The sequence below is a fragment of the Aliiroseovarius sediminis genome (assembly GCF_022678485.1).
In the GTDB taxonomy this organism is placed as follows: domain Bacteria; phylum Pseudomonadota; class Alphaproteobacteria; order Rhodobacterales; family Rhodobacteraceae; genus Aliiroseovarius; species Aliiroseovarius sediminis.
Genome location: NZ_JALBYP010000021.1, coordinates 100,790 through 119,573, shown reverse-complemented (window position 1 = coordinate 119,573; position 18,784 = coordinate 100,790). Strand labels below are relative to the sequence as shown.

Sequence of the window (18,784 nt, the reverse complement as noted above, 5' to 3'; positions counted from 1 at the left end):
TCGTTTTGGGGATTCACAAGACGAATCGCCTGTGTCATAGTATTTCTGCACCGCCCGAAAAGAGGTGGGCAAGAGGCAGTACATACAGAAAGACAGGAAGCCTATGGGCGCACCTCGTACACAAGCTGGCTTTGGTGGGGCGATCTACTTTGTGGTGATCGTGGGTCTTGGCCTATACTTCACCTTTGCCAGTGTGCAGGGCGATTACGGCTTGTTCCGTCGCGTACAAATCGAGGCCGAGACGCGCGCACTCATGAGTGAGCGCGACGCGCTCTCGGCCGAGATTGCCACATTATCCAATAAAACCCACCGCCTGTCGGATGAATATCTGGATCTCGACTTGCTGGACGAACAGGCACGGTCGGTGCTTGGCATGGTGCGCGCAAACGAGGTCGTGCTGCGCTGACTGCCACACGCGATTAACGACCCTTCCCCTTTATTCAGGCAAGCCGGCAGTTCCTGCCGTCGACTTACCGGCCCTTACGTCAAGTTTTTGTCGACCTACGGGCGCAAATTCGGTATATTATAGTTTAACGTTAAACTATTGCCAACGCACTGGCTGATGCCAGAAGGAGGATGCCATATGGCCGCCCGGAAAAGCGCAGATAAAAAACCCTCAAAATCAAATACTTCCAAAGAAGAGCTTCTGGATCATTACCGTGAGATGCTGTTGATCCGCCGATTCGAAGAGAAGGCGGGCCAGCTTTACGGCATGGGCCTGATCGGCGGTTTCTGTCACCTCTATATCGGGCAAGAGGCCGTCGTGGTCGGGCTGGAAGCCGCCGCGGAAGAGGGCGACAAGCGCATCACGTCCTATCGCGACCACGGGCATATGCTGGCCTCGGGGATGGACCCCAAGGGGGTGATGGCCGAACTGACCGGACGCGAGGATGGCTATTCCAAGGGTAAGGGCGGGTCGATGCACATGTTTTCGACCGAAAAACACTTCTATGGCGGCCACGGTATCGTAGGTGCGCAAGTGCCAATTGGCACAGGGCTGGCCTTTGCAGACAAGTATAAGGACAACGGCCGCGTGACCTTCACCTATTTTGGCGATGGCGCGGCCAATCAGGGGCAGGTTTACGAAAGTTTCAACATGGCCTCGCTGTGGCAATTGCCGGTGATCTATGTGGTTGAAAACAACCAATATGCGATGGGCACATCGATGCAGCGGTCAAGCTCAACCCCTGATATTTATAAACGCGGGGAAGCGTTTGCCATTCCCGGTGAAGCGGTCGATGGGATGGATGTTCTTGCCGTCAAGGAAGCCGGCCTTCGCGCCACCGAACATTGCCGGGCCGGTGATGGGCCATATATCCTCGAGATGAAAACCTATCGCTATCGCGGGCATTCGATGTCAGACCCAGCCAAATATCGGACCCGCGAAGAGGTACAGAAAGTGCGCGAAGAACGCGACGCGATTGAACATGTACGCGAGCTTTTGTTGCAGGGCAAACATGCATCCGAGGATGAATTGAAGGCCATCGACAAAGACATCAAAAACGTCGTCAACGACGCCGCCGAGTTTGCGAAGAACAGCCCCGAGCCCGCAGTTGAAGAACTGTGGACCGACATTTACGCCTGACCCGGACAGAGGAGAAGAAAGAATGGCAACCGAAGTATTGATGCCCGCCCTGTCCCCCACGATGGAAGAGGGTACACTGGCAAAATGGCTGGTCAAGGAAGGCGACGAGGTCGCATCGGGCGACATCCTGGCCGAGATTGAAACCGACAAGGCGACGATGGAATTCGAAGCCGTCGATGAAGGGATTATTGGCAAGATCCTGATCGACGAAGGCACTGAAGGTGTAAAGGTTAATACACCTATCGCGGTGATGGTCGAGGACGGCGAAAGTGTGGACGACATTGCGGCCCCTGCCGCGAACGAAGACGACGCCAAAGACAGTGCGCCAAAAGAAACCGATCGCCCTGACGGCGACAAAGCCCCCGCACAGCCCACCCGTCAAAGCGCGCCGCCTGAAACCGACATTCCCGAAGGCACCGATATGCGCTCGACCACCGTGCGCGAAGCACTGCGCGACGCTATGGCCGAGGAAATGCGCGCAGACGACACGGTCTTTCTGATGGGCGAGGAAGTCGCCGAATATCAGGGCGCTTATAAGGTTAGCCAAGGTCTGCTGGACGAATTCGGCGCGCGACGCGTGATCGACACGCCGATCACCGAACACGGCTTCACAGGGCTGGCAGCCGGCGCTGCGATGGGTGGGCTAAGACCCATTGTCGAGTTCATGACCTTCAACTTCGCCATGCAGGCGATGGATCAGATCATTAACACCGTCGCCAAAACGCGCTATATGTCCGGCGGTCAGATGTCCTGCCCGATCGTATTTCGTGGCCCCAACGGGGCAGCAGCGCGCGTCGCCGCACAGCACAGTCAGGATTACGCTGCATGGTATGCGCACGTTCCGGGCCTGCATGTCGTTATGCCCTATTCGGCGTCAGACGCGAAGGGGCTGTTGAAAACGGCGATTCGCGGTGACAACCCGGTGATTTTCCTGGAAAACGAACTGCTGTATGGTCAAAGCTTTGATGTACCCGAGATGGACGACTATACCGTTCCGTTCGGCAAGGCACGCATCTGGCGCGAAGGCGAAGACGTGACGATTGTCAGCTTCGGCATCGGCATGAAATACGCGCTGGAAGCCGCTGATGCACTGGCCGAAGACGGGATCACCGCCGAGGTCATCGACCTGCGCACCCTGCGCCCGCTGGACTATGATACAGTGCTGAACTCGGTCAAAAAAACCAACCGCTGCATCACCGTCGAAGAAGGCTGGCCCGTCGCATCCATTGGCAACCACCTGTCGGCCACGATCATGGAACGCGCGTTCGATTATCTGGACGCCCCCGTGATCAACCTGACCGGCAAGGACGTGCCCCTGCCCTATGCCGCCAACCTTGAAAAGCTCGCGCTTGTGACCACGAAAGAAGTGATCGAAGCCGCGCGCGCTGTGACCTATCGGTAAGGAGACACTGACATGGCAACCGAAATACTGATGCCCGCACTGTCGCCCACGATGGAGGAAGGCACGCTGGCAAAATGGCTGGTCAAGGAAGGCGACGAGGTGTCCGCAGGCGACTTGTTGGCCGAGATCGAGACCGACAAGGCGACGATGGAGTTCGAAGCCGTTGACGAGGGCATTATCGGCAAAATCCTGATCGACGAAGGCTCCGAAGGCGTGAAGGTTAACACCGCCATAGCTGTTCTGTTGGAAGACGGGGAAAGCGCCGATGATATCGATGCAGCCCCGGCTACAAAGAAGGACAACGCGAAAGACGCCGATGCCCCGGCAACCAAGGACAACGCGCCCGAAGCGTCCAACGGCAAGGACACGCCCGCAACAACCAAGTCGATCCCTGCCCCGCAAGACGCGGATGGTAAACGCATTTTTGCCTCGCCGCTTGCACGCAGGATTGCAGCGGACAAGGGGCTGGATCTGACACAGATCAAGGGCTCTGGCCCCAAGGGGCGGATCGTGAAGGCGGATGTGGAAAGCGCCAAGCCAGCCGCGGCCCAGAAAGCTGCTGCCGAAAGCTCTGCTCCGACTGCCGCCCCCGCGCCCAGCGTATCTGCGGATGCGGTTGCCGCGATGTATGAGGGGCGCGAGTATGAGGAAATCAAGCTGGATGGTATGCGCAAGATCATCGCGGCGCGCCTGACCGAAGCCAAGCAGACGATCCCTCATTTCTATCTGCGTCGCGACATTCAACTGGATGCGCTTCTGGCCTTCCGATCACAGTTGAACAAGCAGTTGGAGGCGCGCGGCGTCAAGCTGTCGGTAAACGATTTCATCATCAAGGCCTGCGCCATTGCGTTGCAACAGGTGCCCGATGCCAATGCCGTCTGGGCGGGCGATCGCGTCTTGAAGATGAAAGCGTCCGATGTGGCAGTGGCCGTCGCGATTGAAGGTGGATTGTTCACCCCCGTCCTGCAGGACGCCGAGATGCGGTCCCTGTCCAGCTTGTCAGCCCAGATGAAAGACCTGGCCGCTCGTGCACGCGACCGAAAGCTTGCGCCGCACGAATACCAAGGCGGCAGCTTCGCGGTTTCCAACCTCGGCATGTTCGGCATCGACAATTTTGACGCCGTGATCAACCCACCGCACGGGGCGATCCTGGCGGTTGGGGCTGGGGTGAAGAAGCCCGTGGTGAATGGCGAAGGTGCCCTGGATGTGGCGACGGTCATGTCTGTCACCCTTTCGGTCGATCACCGCGTCATCGACGGTGCATTGGGGGCGGAACTGCTGACCGCGATCAAGGACAATCTGGAAAACCCGATGTCGATGTTGGCCTAAGGTCACATTCGAAAACTGCGATCTATTGACATGGCTCAAGGCGGACCATCCCGCCTTGAGCCATTTGCTTGTCCGACAACCCGTTAAACAGGAGATTACGATGGATTTCAAAGCACTGCTGGATGACACATCCGCCAACACCGACACCTTCCGCGCCGTGCAGCCCGATGCGGCCAAGGGCTTCGTCGGGATGCACCGCGCCGCGATGGGCGATGGGGCCGTATCCACCAAGCACAAAGAACTTCAGTGCATCGCCATCGGCATCGCCAAGCAGTGCAACGACTGCATCGGGTTTCACGTCCGCGCCGCAATCCGTGCTGGTGCGACCCGCGACGAGGTCGCCGAGACCGTGTCGGTGGCGATCATGATGGGCGGCGGTCCGGGCTATATGTATGGCGCCCGCGCGCTTCAGGCGTTCGATCAACTGTCTGAATGAGTCTGAATCTGGAAAAGCAAAAGGGCGGCGCTTTCGCGTCGCCCTTCGTAATTCTGAGGGACTGCCCCGGTTTTGGCGTGTGCGTTATCCGGTAACAGCGACAAGGAAAAGGGCGGAAAATCCGACCACTGTCGCAAGCCAAATCTGTGTCATCTCGGTTCTCCGAATATTCTGTATGGGAACCGTATAGATCCAGCCGACGGGTTAGGACATTGATTTTCCTCAAGTCCGCGGATTTCCGCCGATCATTACCCGCTTAGGGTCTGGTTCATGCTGACCGAAGGGAATTCACAACCTGCCTCGCCGACGATGCGGGCTGGCACACCTGCGACAGTGGTGTCGCAAGGCACCTCCTCCAGTACGACCGAGCCTGCGGCAATACGCGAGCATTGTCCGACCTTGATGTTGCCCAGCACCTTGGCACCTGCCCCAATCAGAACCCCGTCGCCGATTTTGGGGTGGCGATCCTCGTGTTCCTTGCCGGTGCCGCCCAGCGTGACGGAATGCAGCATCGAGACGTTATCCCCCACCACGGCGGTTTCCCCGATCACGATGGAATGGGCATGATCGATCATGATCCCGCGCCCGATGCGGGCACCTGGATGGATGTCGATGCCATAGACTTCCGAGCAGCGCATCTGGATAAAATAGGCCAGATCCTTCCGCCCCTGCTTCCACAGGTCATGGCCCAAACGATAGGCCTGCATCGCCTGAAACCCCTTAAAGAAGAGAATCGGTTGCAACATGCGGTTGCAAGCGGGGTCGCGATCCAAAACCGCGGTGATATCGGCACGGGCGGCCTCGGCCAGATCCGCGTTGCGGGCATAGATTTCATCCGCGATCTCGCGCAGCAGAACCATGCTCATCTCGTTCGAGCTGAGCTTGGCCGCGAAGCGATAAGACAGCGCCTTTTCTAGGCTGCGGTGGTGCAGAACACAGGCGTGAACCAAACCACCCAGCAACGGTTCATCGGCCACGGCTTGTTGGGCTTCGCGGGCAATTCGATCCCAGATCGGATCGATTTCGGTCAAAGTTGCGCGTTTCTCGGCCATCGGTTTCCCTTTCATTGGACACCTTTGCTACAACAGATAGGGTCGGAGTTCAAAATACAAACCAGTGATGGCGCCGAAATCTATGTTGAGTGAACGCGAAATTGAGACCTACCGCCGCAATCTGCGAAACGCGTTGGAGGAGTTGGCGCGTGGCGACGCGCGCGGGGCCGAGGGTCAAAAGACCGTCATGCTGGATCAGCAGGCGGTCGGGCGGCTCAGCCGCATGGACGCGTTGCAAAATCAGGCGATGGCTAAAGCAACTGGTGCCCGCCGCGCCGCCCAGCGCACCCGCATCGACGCCGCCTTGGCCCGGATGGACGAAGGCGAGTTCGGCTATTGCGAGGATTGCGGCGACCCCATCCCGCGCGGCCGCCTTGATCTGGACCCCTGCGTCACCAAATGCGTCAGTTGCGCAAGCGGCTGACGCCCGCGCGCCGATCATTGCGCGCCTTCAGGGCGGCAAACACGGTCATCATGCAATCGACGTAATCGGGATCGTTCAGGAACGGCTCGGCCGCGCGTGGCAGGGCCATGGCAACGGATGCAAGGCTGCCATTGCCCCAGTGGGGATGGGCGCGGCCCAGCGCCAGCCGGTATCTGTCCGCAGCTTCGGCGCGGTGCAGCATTTCCAGCATGGCGCCGGGGCGTTTGCGGGCCGGAAGCGCAAGAAGCGCGCATCCGGCAGCCGCAACATCGGCAGGCAAGACGGGGCGCATGGTTACAGCGCCACGTCAAGCCGGGCAAACGGACCGGGGCCGAAACGGTCCGAGATCTGCGCCACTTCGACCACATAAGCACCGCCGACCGCATCCGCACTGCGCAAGGCGGCGTCATAGGTCCAAGTCGGGTCTGTCACCTCAACCTGACGCTTTACCACACCGTCATGGATCACCCGCAGGCGATAGCATTCAGACGCTTCGCCCAGCGGCACATCGCCGTCACCCCAGCTGTCGTCATCAATCCGGGTGCGCCTGATCCAGCCGACCTGGTGATGGCCTGCCGCATCGCGCGCGGCCAGATGCACCGGCGAAAGGGGCCGAAGTCCCACGCCCTTGAACGCGTGTACTTGGTGCAGGAAGGACGGGTCCGACAACGGCTTGCGGGCTGGACCGATCCGGTAGTGCCGGTTCAACCCCCGTGCCGAGGACGCGAGCCGCACCTGCGCCTGATGTCCGCCCAGCAGGACGAAATAGCTGCCCGCTGGCCATGTGGGCGGCATGATCGCATCCGTGCCCGCCTGCCCGCGCAGACGCAAGGTCAGGTCGTAAGTCCGCTCGCCCACCAGCTCGGCCCCTGCGAACTGGAACACTTCCCAACTGTCCGGGCTGCCGTCGCCGATCACCGCGACGTTCGCGCCGTTCAGCATGTCGTCGATGGAACAGGCAAACAGCGTCCCCTCGGTCAGGGTCACACGCAGCGCGGGGCCACGGTCGATCACACCCGACGTCGCGCGAACAAGCGGCGTTTGCGTCACACCGATGATCGACGGGTCCGTGACAGTCCGATTGAGCGTATAGCCATTATCCGTGACTGAACTGTAGACCGCCACGCTACCCGGCCAGGGGCGCGCTGCCACTGCGATCCGCGGCTGATGCGGCACCTCATCTCCTGTCAAAAGCGGCAGGTCCAGAAACAGCGGAAAGACTTGCGCGGGCGGTATATAGGGTTTCACCGCCGGGGCCGGTTCGACACTGTCGGAAGGCTGGAACAATCCCGGCTCAACCCGCACCGCGCGCAGGGTCTGCACGCCGGTGTGATCGACGTGATCAATCCGGTATTGTTCCGTGCCCGCGTCGGTGGTCAACTCGATCACGTCACCCGCACCCTTCGCCAACTCGGACGGCGGCAGCGCGAAGGTCGCCTTGTCACGCGCCACGCGGGCTTCGGACAGCCAACGTTCGACAATGGCGCGCGCCTCGACCCGGGTCATGATCAAGGGGATCTCCGACGCGGCCACCGACCGGCTGGTTTCATCCGGGAAAGTCGCTTCGACCGAGCGGATGTCATAATCGCCCTCGCCTTCCACATAGGTCAGGCGGATGCGCCCGGCGATCTCGGCCTCGGGATCGCGCACGCGTTCCAGTGTGCTGTCGCGATCCGGCGACAGCGCCATCCTGTCCGGGTCAAGCACATGGTCCGACCGCCCGGTGCGCGTCTTGAACACCAGCATGCCTTCGCGTTCCGTCACCTCGAACCCATAGGCCAGCATCAGGGGCTGCAACGCGGCCCGCGCGCCGCCCATCTGGTCCACGACATAGCCGCGCACCAGGCCATAGAGTCTGGACACGTCATAGCGCGTCACACCCGAGCGTTCGCAGATCTCGGCCACAACCGACGCCAACGACCGCGCCGAAACACGTCCGTTCAGCCAGTGCCCCTTGTCGTAATTGGCCCCGTCGCTCCACAACCCTTTACGGTTGGGAAACTGCGGGAAGGGTCGCGCGTCCCACGCCCAGACATGCGCGCGCGCCATATCCAGCATTTGCACGCCGGTTGCGCTGTGGATCGGGTTATTGTCGGGCTTTGCCCAATAATCATAGATCGCACGCAGGTATTGCGCCTGAATCAGATCATCCCGACGCCCGTTCGAATAGCGCGGCTTTGAACTTTCCGAGCTTTTCGGGTCCAGAAACTTGTTGGGCTGGTTGGTGCCCTTGTCAATCGCCGCACATCCGATTTCGGTGAACCAAAAGGGTTTCGAGCCGGGCAGCCAGCCGCTTGGGTCAGCGTCTCGCACGCCGCCAATGCGATTGTGGTGCGACCGCACCCACCAATTGCGCAGATCCTTGTAGCGATAGACCCACGGTTCGCCATGCGCGCCGTCGGTGATCGGGGTACGGATTTGCAGCTCGCGCGCGTCGGGGGTTTTGTAATACCAATCATACCCCTCGCCCCCTTCGATGTTGGACTGAAGATAGCCAAGGTCATAGATCGACCCGTGATGGGCGTCAGCATGGTCGAAACCGTCGCGCCAATCCGACAGCGGCATGTAGTTGTCAATGCCGATGAAGTCGATATCCGGGTGGCTCCAAAGTGGGTCGAGGTGGTAGAACACGTCGCCCGACCCGTCCTGCGGATGATAGCCGAAATATTCCGACCAGTCGGCAGCATAGGAAATCTTGGTCTCAGTTCCCAAGATCGTCCGCACGTCCTGCGCCAGCGCAATCAGGTGATCGACCACCGGAAAGCTGTTGCCGGGGCCGCGAATTTGGGTCAGTGCCCGCAACTCTGACCCGATCAGGAAGGCATCCACCCCACCCGCCGCCGCGCACAGATGGGCGTAGTGCAAGATGAACCGACGATATGAAAACCCGGCAGGGCCGGAATAGCTGACACCGTTTTCCGCGACCGTGAAATCGCCCGGTTGGGCGTCACCAAAGAACGCGTTTACCTGCGCCACGGCCCCCGGCGTGCCATCGGGCGAGGCCACATGGCCGGGCGCGTAAGAGGTCGTGATCCTTCCCCGCCACGGCAGCACCGCCTGCCCCAGATTGCCGGTCCAAGGGTCGGGCAGCGTGTTGCCTTTCATCTGCTCCATCAGGATAAACGGATAGAACGTCGCCTTGCGACCATTGGCGGACGCCAGCGCAAGCGCCTCCATCACCGCCTTGTCGGACGGTGTGCCGCCATAGACCGGACGGTCCTTGTCGTCCTTCGGCACAAGCCCCGCCTGCCCCCGGTTCAGGCCTGAAACGCTCCATGGCATGCTGTCGCCATCCACCTCGTGCTGCTCAACACGCGGGCGGATGCGACAGGTGCCGCAGCGCAGGTCGTCGCCAAACCATGACACCACCAATGCGGTGTTCCGGCAGTTGGGCATTTCCTGGCGCATCATGCGGTAGGACGTCTTGAAATCCGTACAGCCGGACGGCGTGTTCATGTTCGACCCTTCCACCGCGCCGGGCGCGCTTTTGTAAAAGACCGGACTTGTGGCCAGCGAATATTCACCCGTGCCGGGGATCAACGCGACGGCGCGCGTGCCGCGGGCGACCTCTTCGGGTTGGTTGCGCTGTTCGGGGCGCAGCACTTCGAAACTGAATTGCGGCACGCGGTTGCCGAATTGCGCGAGCGGCAGATCCTCGATCACCACATAGGCGACACCACGATAGGCGGGGGCCTTTCCAGAACCCTTGACCGCTTCGATCTTGGGATCGGGCAATTGGGTTTCCGACCCCGGATAGACGCGCATGGTCAGATCGTTGCGCGAAATCTCGTTGCCGTCGGCCCAGATGCGGCCGACGCGTGTGATCTCGCCCTCGCACAAGGCAATTGCAAGGCTGATCGAGTAACTGTAGCTCGTCACTTCCGGCTCGGGCGGCGAGGGCATCCCCTTGCCACCGCCACCGCCGCTCGTCGTGACGGATTCCTTGAAGCGGGTGGCCCAGATCACCTGCCCGCCGACCCGCGCACGGCCATAGATCATGGGGATCGTCGCGCCCTCGGACGCGCCGGTCAGACGCAGGCGGTCGACCTTTCCGGTTTCAACCGGCGCAGACCCTTCGCCCAGGATGCGATTGTCGATCACCTGGCCAATGGTCGCACCGATGGCCTTGCCGATCACGACGGATGACAGGCCCAGAACGCCGCCGCCAATGGAAGCACCGGCAGCCGCACCAACTGCGGATAATAGGATCGTTGCCATCAACTTGTCCTTTCAGGAAATGCAAAACACGCCACGATGCGCCGGGCCCACGGGGCCGACAGAGAGTTCTCGATAACGCCGTGGCCACAATAAGCGTGGATGAAGGCCGGGCTGTCGCCTTCACGGGTCAGAATGCCAAGATGTTTTGCGACCGCGCCGCCGCGCATCCGAAACAGCAGCACATCGCCCGGTCGGGCCTGGTCGATGGGGCGGGCCTGCATGTGGGCGCAGGCGGCCTGCCACAAGACCTCTTGTCCCCCGGCTTCTGACCAGTCGGCGGTATAGGGCGGCACCTGCACGGGTTCGGACCCGAGCACCGCGCGCCAACCCCCCCGGATCAGCCCAAGGCAGTCGCAGCCGCCATACTTGCACGACGCCTGATGCACATAAGGCGTGCCAAGCCAACCGCGCGCTTCGGCCACGATGTCTTGATGAAAACGATCCATGTCAGCCGCCCGACATCGGCGAGAAAGGGTTTTCATCGTCGCCCCCGAGAATGGACCAGTCGGGGATGTCGTTTGCCTCACGCGAATCCCCTCCGTCATGGGTGCCATGGCTCACGGGATAGGACATCAGCCAATCCTCGCCCGGCACATCGGGGAAACCGCGGAAGTTCAGAAAGTTGTTGAACTTCACCCGGCAGGTCGTCGGCAGCTTGTCGCAGCCGGCCTCAAGGCGCACCACGTCACCCGGCTCCATACGCTCACGTATGGCTTCCCACAGCTCGATCTCCCGCGCTCCATCAGCCAGCTTGCGATCATTCTTGATCAGCCCGGTCAGGTCTTTGGCTGCACCTGACAGCACGGTGAACCGACCCCGTTCGAACCAGCGGCTCGGATATTGCGCCATGCCCGTGAAGGCAAACTGCGTCTCGTCGCTGTTGTCATCAATGGGCAGGTCCAACCGATACCCCGTCTGGTCCAGCCTGAACTTGCAGGCGCCATCGCCCAGAACCGCCGAACATGGTGTCTGATAAGCCCGCCCCTGCGGCTTGTTCAGATCCTCGGCCAGCCCGTTCAACTCGGCACGAAACCCACCCGCCTCGCGCGCCAATTCGCCCACGGTGCCGCGAAAGCGCAGATAGCGCTGACCCGTGTCGGACCAGTTGACCAGCCAAGCTTCGACCTCGGCCCCGTCATAGCGGCCCGCACGGATATCCCGCTCGGTGATCGAGGCATCGTTCAGCACACCAAGCGCTTCGGTATTGTCCACGGACAAGCCGGTAGTCTGGCTCAGCGCACGGGCGGTCATGCCGGTATCGGCGCGATAGGTCACGCCGTCGATCACCAGATCAAGGTCATGGTCGGTAAACCCATGCACCACGCCATCGCGCCGCGTGACTTTCCAGCACCGCGCAATCGTGGTGACACCGCGGCCCAGATGGGCCTCAAGCTCTGTAGACAACCCCATCAGACCCGCACCTCTACCACTGGCACATTAGGGGCATCGCCCGCCTGAAACGATGCAACCGAAGTATGAATGCGGTCCGTGTCAAAGCGCACGGGCACATCAAACTCATAGCCCGCCGTGACCTCGGCCCCGGTTTCGGGGGCAGTCATGAAGGTGACACGCCCGGTGGTGTGATCAACGGTAAAATGCGTGCCTTCGCTCAGCGGATCACCCTTCAGGCCCAGTTTCACCGTGCCTTCGACCGGCTTCTGAATGGGGCGCGCATAGGTTTCCTCGCCCGACCGATAGGTCTTGATCAACGGAAATTCCACCGTTTCGCCATCCCCCCAAGCGATGATCTGATCCGTATATTCCGGGGGTTTCGACGGCAGGCTGCTTTTATAGTCCGACCAATCCTTCCAGCGAAACCCGACAAGCTGACCGCGCCGTGCCTCGAAGAACGAGATCAGCGTTTCCACATCATCAAGCGAGCGCATCCCGATCCCCGCGTCATAGCGGCGGCGCGAATGCTCCCACGGTGTGTTGCGTTCTTCAAACCCGTTGGCCAGCGTGACCACTTCGGTGCGCCGCTCTGGGCCACCGACGGACCCGAAACTCAGATTTGCCGGAAACCGGACCTCGTGAAATGACATGGGCGAAACCCTCCTAATGTCTTGAAATGCGCAGATCAGCGGTGACGTTGACCGCGCGACAGTGCGCGCGACATCTGCGCGGCGATCTGGCTTTGCGACCGCCGGAACCCCTCAACATCGGGGGTCGAGATGTTCATGGTGATGTTTACCGGGCGACCACCGCCGCCGGCCTGAACGCCCAGACGACCATCGGCCCCGCGCGCAAGCGGCATGATCGCCTCTGGCCCCGCCTCGCCCATCAGCCCGGTGGCGCCCCGCATCGGAAAAGTCGTCGGGCCGGACACCACACCACCCTTGGCAAAGGGCATCACGCGGCCCTGCGCAAATGCACCGCCATGTTCAAACGGCAGAAACGCGTTGGTCACAGCGCCCACCGCCTGCCCCAGAATGTCGCCAAAATGTCCGGTCACCGGTTTGATCGCCGCGTTATACGCCGCTTGCGACATCGACTGCGCCACATCTTTCAGGGCGTCGGACAGCTTCATACCGTCGAACACCAAGCCATCGAACGCCTTATGCAAGCCCGAGGAAATGCCCGAGGACAGCGTGTTCACATCCGCGCTCAGGTCAGACACGGTTGCGTGCATACCCTTGAGTTCGAACACGAACCCGGCCGTCATCGCCTGCGCGCCACCCAGCGCGGTTTCCAGCGCGTCGATCTGGTCGTCGAAACTGTCCAAGCCATCCAGTCCAGCCATCACATCTCTCCTTCACAGGGGCCCTTGTCCACATCGGGGAACGCGAGGGCCAATTCTTCCAGCCGCGACCGAAGGCACGGCGCGGGTTGGTGATCCAGTCCCGCCATCACGATCAGTTCGTACGGTGTCAGCGCCCAGAACTCTGCCGGGCGCAGACCAATCCGACCAATGCCCAGGCGCATCAGGCCCGGCCAGTCAAACGCCTGACCTTTGGTCATGCGCCCGGCCCGGCGCCGGCGGGTTGGGCGAAAGCGCGGCTCAGAAGCTGGCCCGCAGCCTGCGCGGCGCGCACCGGGCCACCTTCGATTTCGGCAGCCAACAGGTCCGCAGCACCGCCTTGCCATCCCGCACCGCGCAGACCTGCGACAATAAGCGCAAGAACGTCCCGACTTGAGAACGCACCACGTTCGAACCGCTCAACCAGACTGATGATCGTGTCCTCGCCCAGCTGCGCCTCCAACTCGGCCAATGCGCCCAGGGTCAGCTTCATGACCCGGGCAGTCCCGTCGATCACCAACACCACTTCGCCCGTCCATGGGTTTGCCATGATCAAAGCGCCGTAAAGCTAAGCGCACCGGCGGACGCCATCGACAGCTCATATGTCGCCTCGCCGTTATGCGACCCCGCATATTCGATCGAGGTGATCATGAACGCACCTTCGACCACCCCGAAATCCGGCACGATCACCTGAAAATTCGGCACTTCGTTGTCAAAGAATATCTGGCGCGCGCGCTCATCGGTCGTGGCATCCTTGAATACCCCCGACCCCGAGATCGAGGCCGACTTCACACCCGCGCCCCCCAGAAGTTCACGCCAGCCGCCCGTGCTTTCCAGACTGGTCACGTCGACGCTTTCTGCGTTGAAGCTCAGGCGCGTGGCCCGAAGGCCCGCAATGGTCTCGAACACGCCGGTATCGGTCATGTCGAGCTTGATCAAAAGGTCCTTGCCGTTTTGCGCAGCCATGGGATCACTCCGTTTGTTAGGGTTAGTCGTCTTGAACACGCGCGCGGAACTTCAGGTCGATCCTGCGCACATCGGCGTCCTCGACCCGTCGCGCCCGCGCACGATGGAAATTCAGGTAAACAAGGGTGCCGCGCTCCAAAGTCATAGGCGCATCGAGCAACGCATCGCTGACCGCCGCCGCAACACGCTTGGCGCCTTGAAAGCCAGCCGCATCGGTGATGACATTGATGGTGACTTCATGCACCGCACCGTGGCCGGTCATGTCGGACCGCTCGCGCACGTCCTCAGGGCCAAGGCTGACATATGTGCCGGTGATGATCCCGGCAGGCACCGCATCATAGATCGCCCCCGACACCAACGCGGACAGCTCCAAATCGGCCGTCAGCCGTTGATAGATCGCCTGCTGAAGCGCCGCAGATACGCCATAGCTCATGCCGATACCTCCTCTTGGGCAAAACAGGTCAGATAATGGGCGCTCGCGTCGGCCTCGGTCACCGCAAGGATGCGGAACAGGCGCGACCCTGCACGAAAGCGCTGATCGGGTTTGGGGCGCGAGGGTGCACCATCGGGGCTTGCGCGCACCGTGATGCGGAAGGTGATGGTGGACACCGTGGCAAACCCCGCGGCGCGCTCGCGCCCGGTGCGGGGGGCGATCTCGGCCCAAAGCTCTCCCAGCGCCTGCCAGCTTTGGGTGAAGCCCCCTGCGCCGTCAGGCGTGCGCACGGGCTCTTCCAGCGTCAGCTTGCGGTTCAGAACAGGTGAATTCATCGCGCACCCCCACCGCCAAACAGGCGAACGGTGCGATACCGCTGGATCAGCGCGGCGACTGCTGACGGCAGGTTCGCATGGCCCGATTGCACGTCCCCGACGCGGTCTTCGTAATAACTTGCCGCCAACATCATCACGGCCTGCGCAAGGTCTGCGGGCATGTCCGACCACGCGGCACCAAAGCCCGCTTCAAACTCGATCACGACCTGGCCGCCGACCGGGATCGCAGGCAGGCAAAGGCCGGTCGACACAAGGCGTGGACGGTGGGTGTCACGCTCCAGGACATAGCGGTTGGTCGCGATCACCTCTTCCCCGCCCAGACGATCAGTGATCGACAGGCGCGTGATCTGGTTGACTGGCGCCACAGGCAGCGCTTGCGTGGCCAGATCGCGCCACGCGGACAGGGTCCAGGTGAAGCTGCGGGACAGAAGGATCTTGCCGGTCTGCGCCTCGATGGCGGCCATGGCGGCCCTCAGACAGGTCTCCAGCACCGGATCCTGCACCCCGTCATCGGCAAACCCGGTGCCCAGCCGCAAGTGGTCCTTGAATTGGGCGACCGGAAGGACCGTGCCCGGCACTGTGGTCTGCTCGACTAACATCATGGATCATCTCCGAAATTCGGGCCCCTCACGTCAAAGGGATTGGGTGGGCGCGCACCATCCGCGTTGCTCGGACGGAGGGGGAGCAGCTAGACAACACGGGGGTGAGGTCGGCGCGCGCCCGGTCCCGCACGCGCCCGAAGGCATCGTGCGAGTCTCGGGGTCAGGCTCTTACGAGACCGCGAACTTCAGAAGCTTGATCGCCGCGAAGTCGCTGACATCGCCGCCGACGCGCTTGGTGGCATAGAACAGCACATGCGGCTTGGCCGAGAAGGGATCGCGCAGGATGCGAGTATCGGGACGTTCTGCGATGGTATAACCCGCCGCAAAATCCCCAAACGCGATCGAGAAGCTGTCGGGGGCCACGTCAGGCATATCCTCGACAACCAGCACGGGATAGCCGATCAGGCGGGCAGGTTCACCTGCCACGGTCGCATCCGACCACAGGAAACGGCCATCAGCATCCTTCAGCTTGCGCACGGCCCCCACGGTTTTCGAGTTCATCACGAACACCGCGTTCGCGCGGTAATCCGCACCCAGCGCATAGATCAGGTCAAAGATCGAATCCGCTGGCGTCGTGGCGTTGAAATCGCCCACTTCGCCCGTGGTCACGTATCCCAGATTGCCCCAGGTCCAGCTGTCGTTACTAACCGCAGTGTGGGTCAGGATGCCGACCGGCTTATCCAGCCCGTCGCCGGTGATGAACGCCCCGGATTCCGCGCGCGAGAACTTGTCGGCGATACGACCCGCCAGCCAGCCCTCGATATCGAACGCGCTGTCATCCAGCAGGCGCTGGGACACTTTCGGCAGGGCCGACAGCTCGTGCAGCGGGATCGAGATGCGGTCAATCTTGGGGGTGCCGGTTTCAACCGAATCCGCGGTTTCCGACGCCCAGCCTGTCACCAGGTCGCCCTGATCAATCAGAACGTCATAGGCTGTGCCTTCCACGTTGACCACATTGGCAACCGAGCGCAGCGACGCGGCGCTGTTCAGAACACCTTTGATGGTGTCGGCGGTCACCGGGTCAACCAGGTATCCACCATCGGCGGCCACGGCCGACGACATCGCCTTGCCTTCCAGCTCCAGCCCCCGCAGCGCATCGTCGTCGCCGCCGCGCACATAGGCTTCGAAAGCCTTCTGATGCGGTGCATCCAGATCGGCAGCTGCGGCCAAATGCGGGCGGCCCCCGGTGGACTTGGATGTGATTTGTGATTTGCGATCCAGCATGGTCAGTCGCTCTTCCTGTTGTTGAAGTTTGGTGGAAATATCGTCGTGAAACGCGTTGATGTCGCTCATGAAACCAGCCAGCGCGGTCTTCACCTCGGTGGTCGGGTTGAGGCCAGTGGGCGCGGCCGACTGGCCCTGAGCTTTCGTCTCGGTCTTGCTCATCAATGGGTCCTTCTCAGGGGGTCAGATCGCTGGCTCAGGATTTACGGGCCAGCATGAGGCGCGCGTCATTCAGCGACGCCGCCAGTTCACGCAGGATGGTGTCTGCGGCCATCGGCACATCGCCCTTGGCCCCCACCCGCGCCGTTGGAAGCATCGGAAAGGTCACAAGCGACACTTCCCAAAGCTCCAACTCGGTCAAAAGCCGTTGGCCCTTGTCGTTCTTTGTCGCCCGCTTGGTACGATAACCGATCGACAGCCCGTCAATCGCGCCAGCATCAATCAGGGCAGCGGCTTCGCGCCCCTTGGCGACATCGGTCAGAATGCGGCCTTTAACGTAAAGGCCACGGGCATCCTCGCGCACCTCGTCCCAGACGCCGATGGGCTGGGTCGGATCGTGTTGCCACAGCATCTTCACGCCACGATCCACCCCTTTCAGCGCCCGAAGCGATTTGCCATAGGCGCCGGGGGCCACGATGTCGCCGCCGGTGTCGCATTGGTCGAAGAAGCTGGCATAGCCTTCGATCAGAATGCCATCGTCGACCTGGGACGTGTCGCCCAGCTTGACGAATTTATGCTCAAGCCCCAGATCGGGCTGAAATTCACTCATGGCTTTTCCTCGATTGTTAAACGTCGTCAGAGGCGACAGGCGGCAGACCCAGAAGGCTGCGTTTCTCGGCATCAGACAGAAAGCTTGCCTCGGCCACGCGGCGCCATTGCTGGTCACGCTCGGCAGAGAGTGCCGGCACCTGATCCAGATCGGGCTTCAGGACCAGGTGTTCCCCCGAGTACCCCGCCAGCCAATGGCCGACACTGGCCGCCACGCGCGACACCAACGGCACCACGGTCAGGCGATAAAACGCCCGGCTGGCTTCCTGGTAATTCGCATAGGTCGCGTCACCCGGAATGCCGATCAGCATCGGTGGCACCCCGAAGGCCTGCGCGATCTCGCGCGCGGCGGCTTCCTTGGTTTTCTGGAACTCCATGTCCGAGGGGCTGAACCCCATCGGCTTCCAATCCAGACCACCTTCCAACAACATCGGACGTCCGGCATTGCGCGCACCAACATGGTGACTTTCCATCTCGGCCAGCAGGCGATCATACTGATCCGCGCTCAACTGGGCCTGACCATCCGCGCCGTTATAGACGATGGCGCCCGAGGGCCGCGCTGCATTGTCCAATAACGCCTTGGACCAACGACTGGCCGCATTATGTACGTCAATCGCGGTGGCAGCGGCCTGCAATGGCGACAGGCCATAGTGGTCATCCTGTGGATGAAACGCCTTCACATGACAGATCGGCGACAGCCCCTCACCCACATGGAACCGGTGTTTGCGCGCACCAACTGTATAGTCATAGGCCACCGGCCAACCATCTGGCCCCGGCACAAGGTTCATTCGATCTGAGCGCAGCACATGCAGCTCGGTCGGTGTGCCATCCTCGCCGGTCACTGCTTCGACATAGCCATTACCGGTCAGCAGCAGCTGCCCGAAAAAGGCTTCGAACAGTTCGGCCCGGCCCTGCGCATGGTTCGGTCGCGCCAAAAGCTCTAGCAGGGGGTGCGTGTCAAACCGTTGCTGGTCGTCTTGCAGCACCAGCGGCAGGGCGGCGGCGGCCTCGGCGATCAGCTTGACGGACCGAAAGCCGACCGGGTTTGCGGCAAAGCCGGTCCGGGTCAGGCTGACCACGTCGCGCGGGCTCCAGGCCACCCGGCCCGCACCGCCATAGGCGATGACCGGCCCGGTCGCGGACGCTTTGGTTTCGGTCGGCTGCGTGGCCATATGCGCTGCATCGCCACGCTTGAGAAAGTCGAATACCATCGGCTGGTGCTCCTCGCGTTCTGTCCAAGTCGGGGATGACCCCCGGCAAACCTCTCCCGTCC

General features: G+C 61.6%; 22 protein-coding genes. 6 read left to right on the top strand and 16 right to left on the bottom strand.

Annotated features, from left to right (window positions below):
- The first annotated feature begins 103 nt into the window (after positions 1-103).
- From MN186_RS03010 to MN186_RS02990, 5 genes are all read left to right on the top strand, one after another.
- A complete protein-coding gene (locus tag MN186_RS03010; protein ID WP_242111414.1) occupies positions 104-406 on the top strand; it encodes an FtsB family cell division protein in 303 nt (100 codons plus the stop codon).
- A gap of 177 nt (positions 407-583) precedes the next feature.
- On the top strand, positions 584-1,585 hold the full coding sequence (gene pdhA, locus MN186_RS03005) for a pyruvate dehydrogenase (acetyl-transferring) E1 component subunit alpha (RefSeq protein ID WP_242111412.1): 1,002 nt from the start codon (positions 584-586) through the stop codon (positions 1,583-1,585).
- 22 nt (positions 1,586-1,607) lie between these two features.
- On the top strand, positions 1,608-2,987 hold the full coding sequence (locus MN186_RS03000) for a pyruvate dehydrogenase complex E1 component subunit beta (protein ID WP_242111411.1): 1,380 nt from the start codon (positions 1,608-1,610) through the stop codon (positions 2,985-2,987).
- 12 nt (positions 2,988-2,999) lie between these two features.
- Positions 3,000-4,316 (top strand): pyruvate dehydrogenase complex dihydrolipoamide acetyltransferase, encoded by a 1,317-nt coding sequence (locus MN186_RS02995; protein ID WP_242111410.1) that lies wholly within the window; start codon positions 3,000-3,002, stop codon positions 4,314-4,316.
- Between the two features lie 100 nt (positions 4,317-4,416).
- Positions 4,417-4,752, top strand: a complete 336-nt coding sequence (locus MN186_RS02990) for a carboxymuconolactone decarboxylase family protein (RefSeq protein ID WP_242111408.1) — start codon at positions 4,417-4,419, stop codon at positions 4,750-4,752.
- A 248-nt stretch (positions 4,753-5,000) separates the two neighbouring features.
- On the opposite strand, the gene cysE is transcribed toward MN186_RS02990, so the two are convergent.
- A complete protein-coding gene (cysE, locus tag MN186_RS02985; RefSeq protein ID WP_242112696.1) occupies positions 5,001-5,804 on the bottom strand; it encodes a serine O-acetyltransferase in 804 nt (267 codons plus the stop codon).
- 82 nt (positions 5,805-5,886) lie between these two features.
- Between cysE and MN186_RS02980 the strand changes: the two genes are divergently transcribed.
- Positions 5,887-6,228, top strand: coding sequence for a TraR/DksA family transcriptional regulator (locus MN186_RS02980; RefSeq protein WP_242111407.1), 342 nt, complete (start codon positions 5,887-5,889; stop codon positions 6,226-6,228).
- Here the strand turns inward: MN186_RS02980 and MN186_RS02975 are convergent.
- From MN186_RS02975 to MN186_RS02905, 15 genes are all read right to left on the bottom strand, one after another.
- Positions 6,209-6,520, bottom strand: coding sequence for a DUF7742 family protein (locus MN186_RS02975; RefSeq protein ID WP_242111406.1), 312 nt, complete (start codon positions 6,518-6,520; stop codon positions 6,209-6,211). The two genes, MN186_RS02980 and MN186_RS02975, sit on opposite strands and share 20 nt — an antisense overlap.
- A 2-nt stretch (positions 6,521-6,522) precedes the next feature.
- On the bottom strand, positions 6,523-10,446 hold the full coding sequence (locus MN186_RS02970) for a baseplate multidomain protein megatron (protein WP_242111405.1): 3,924 nt from the start codon (positions 10,444-10,446) through the stop codon (positions 6,523-6,525).
- Positions 10,446-10,892: an NlpC/P60 family protein gene (locus MN186_RS02965; protein WP_242111404.1), complete on the bottom strand. Its 447-nt coding sequence runs from the start codon at positions 10,890-10,892 to the stop codon at positions 10,446-10,448. Before MN186_RS02965 ends, MN186_RS02970 begins: the two co-directional genes overlap by 1 nt.
- A 1-nt stretch (position 10,893) precedes the next feature.
- A complete protein-coding gene (locus MN186_RS02960; RefSeq protein ID WP_242111402.1) occupies positions 10,894-11,856 on the bottom strand; it encodes a DUF2163 domain-containing protein in 963 nt (320 codons plus the stop codon).
- Positions 11,856-12,488 (bottom strand): DUF2460 domain-containing protein, encoded by a 633-nt coding sequence (locus MN186_RS02955; protein WP_242111401.1) that lies wholly within the window; start codon positions 12,486-12,488, stop codon positions 11,856-11,858. Before MN186_RS02955 ends, MN186_RS02960 begins: the two co-directional genes overlap by 1 nt.
- A gap of 35 nt (positions 12,489-12,523) precedes the next feature.
- The gene (locus MN186_RS02950; protein ID WP_242111400.1) at positions 12,524-13,186 is read right to left on the bottom strand and encodes a phage tail tape measure protein; all 663 of its coding nucleotides are present in this window, start codon (positions 13,184-13,186) and stop codon (positions 12,524-12,526) included.
- A complete protein-coding gene (locus MN186_RS02945; RefSeq protein WP_242111399.1) occupies positions 13,186-13,404 on the bottom strand; it encodes a phage tail assembly chaperone in 219 nt (72 codons plus the stop codon). Before MN186_RS02945 ends, MN186_RS02950 begins: the two co-directional genes overlap by 1 nt.
- Positions 13,401-13,733 (bottom strand): gene transfer agent family protein, encoded by a 333-nt coding sequence (locus MN186_RS02940; protein WP_242111397.1) that lies wholly within the window; start codon positions 13,731-13,733, stop codon positions 13,401-13,403. Before MN186_RS02940 ends, MN186_RS02945 begins: the two co-directional genes overlap by 4 nt.
- Positions 13,734-13,735: 2 nt before the next feature.
- Positions 13,736-14,149: a phage major tail protein, TP901-1 family gene (locus tag MN186_RS02935; protein WP_242111396.1), complete on the bottom strand. Its 414-nt coding sequence runs from the start codon at positions 14,147-14,149 to the stop codon at positions 13,736-13,738.
- Positions 14,150-14,171: 22 nt separating this feature from the next.
- A complete protein-coding gene (locus tag MN186_RS02930; RefSeq protein WP_242111395.1) occupies positions 14,172-14,582 on the bottom strand; it encodes a DUF3168 domain-containing protein in 411 nt (136 codons plus the stop codon).
- On the bottom strand, positions 14,579-14,917 hold the full coding sequence (locus MN186_RS02925; protein WP_242111394.1) for a phage head closure protein: 339 nt from the start codon (positions 14,915-14,917) through the stop codon (positions 14,579-14,581). The genes MN186_RS02930 and MN186_RS02925 overlap by 4 nt, the downstream gene beginning before the upstream one ends.
- A complete protein-coding gene (locus MN186_RS02920) occupies positions 14,914-15,519 on the bottom strand; it encodes a head-tail connector protein (RefSeq protein ID WP_242111392.1) in 606 nt (201 codons plus the stop codon). The genes MN186_RS02925 and MN186_RS02920 overlap by 4 nt, the downstream gene beginning before the upstream one ends.
- A 168-nt stretch (positions 15,520-15,687) precedes the next feature.
- Positions 15,688-16,905 (bottom strand): phage major capsid protein, encoded by a 1,218-nt coding sequence (locus MN186_RS02915; RefSeq protein ID WP_242111391.1) that lies wholly within the window; start codon positions 16,903-16,905, stop codon positions 15,688-15,690.
- Positions 16,906-16,939: 34 nt separating this feature from the next.
- On the bottom strand, positions 16,940-17,512 hold the full coding sequence (locus MN186_RS02910; protein WP_242111390.1) for an HK97 family phage prohead protease: 573 nt from the start codon (positions 17,510-17,512) through the stop codon (positions 16,940-16,942).
- A 16-nt stretch (positions 17,513-17,528) separates the two neighbouring features.
- On the bottom strand, positions 17,529-18,722 hold the full coding sequence (locus MN186_RS02905) for a phage portal protein (RefSeq protein WP_242111389.1): 1,194 nt from the start codon (positions 18,720-18,722) through the stop codon (positions 17,529-17,531).
- Positions 18,723-18,784: the final 62 nt, after the last annotated feature.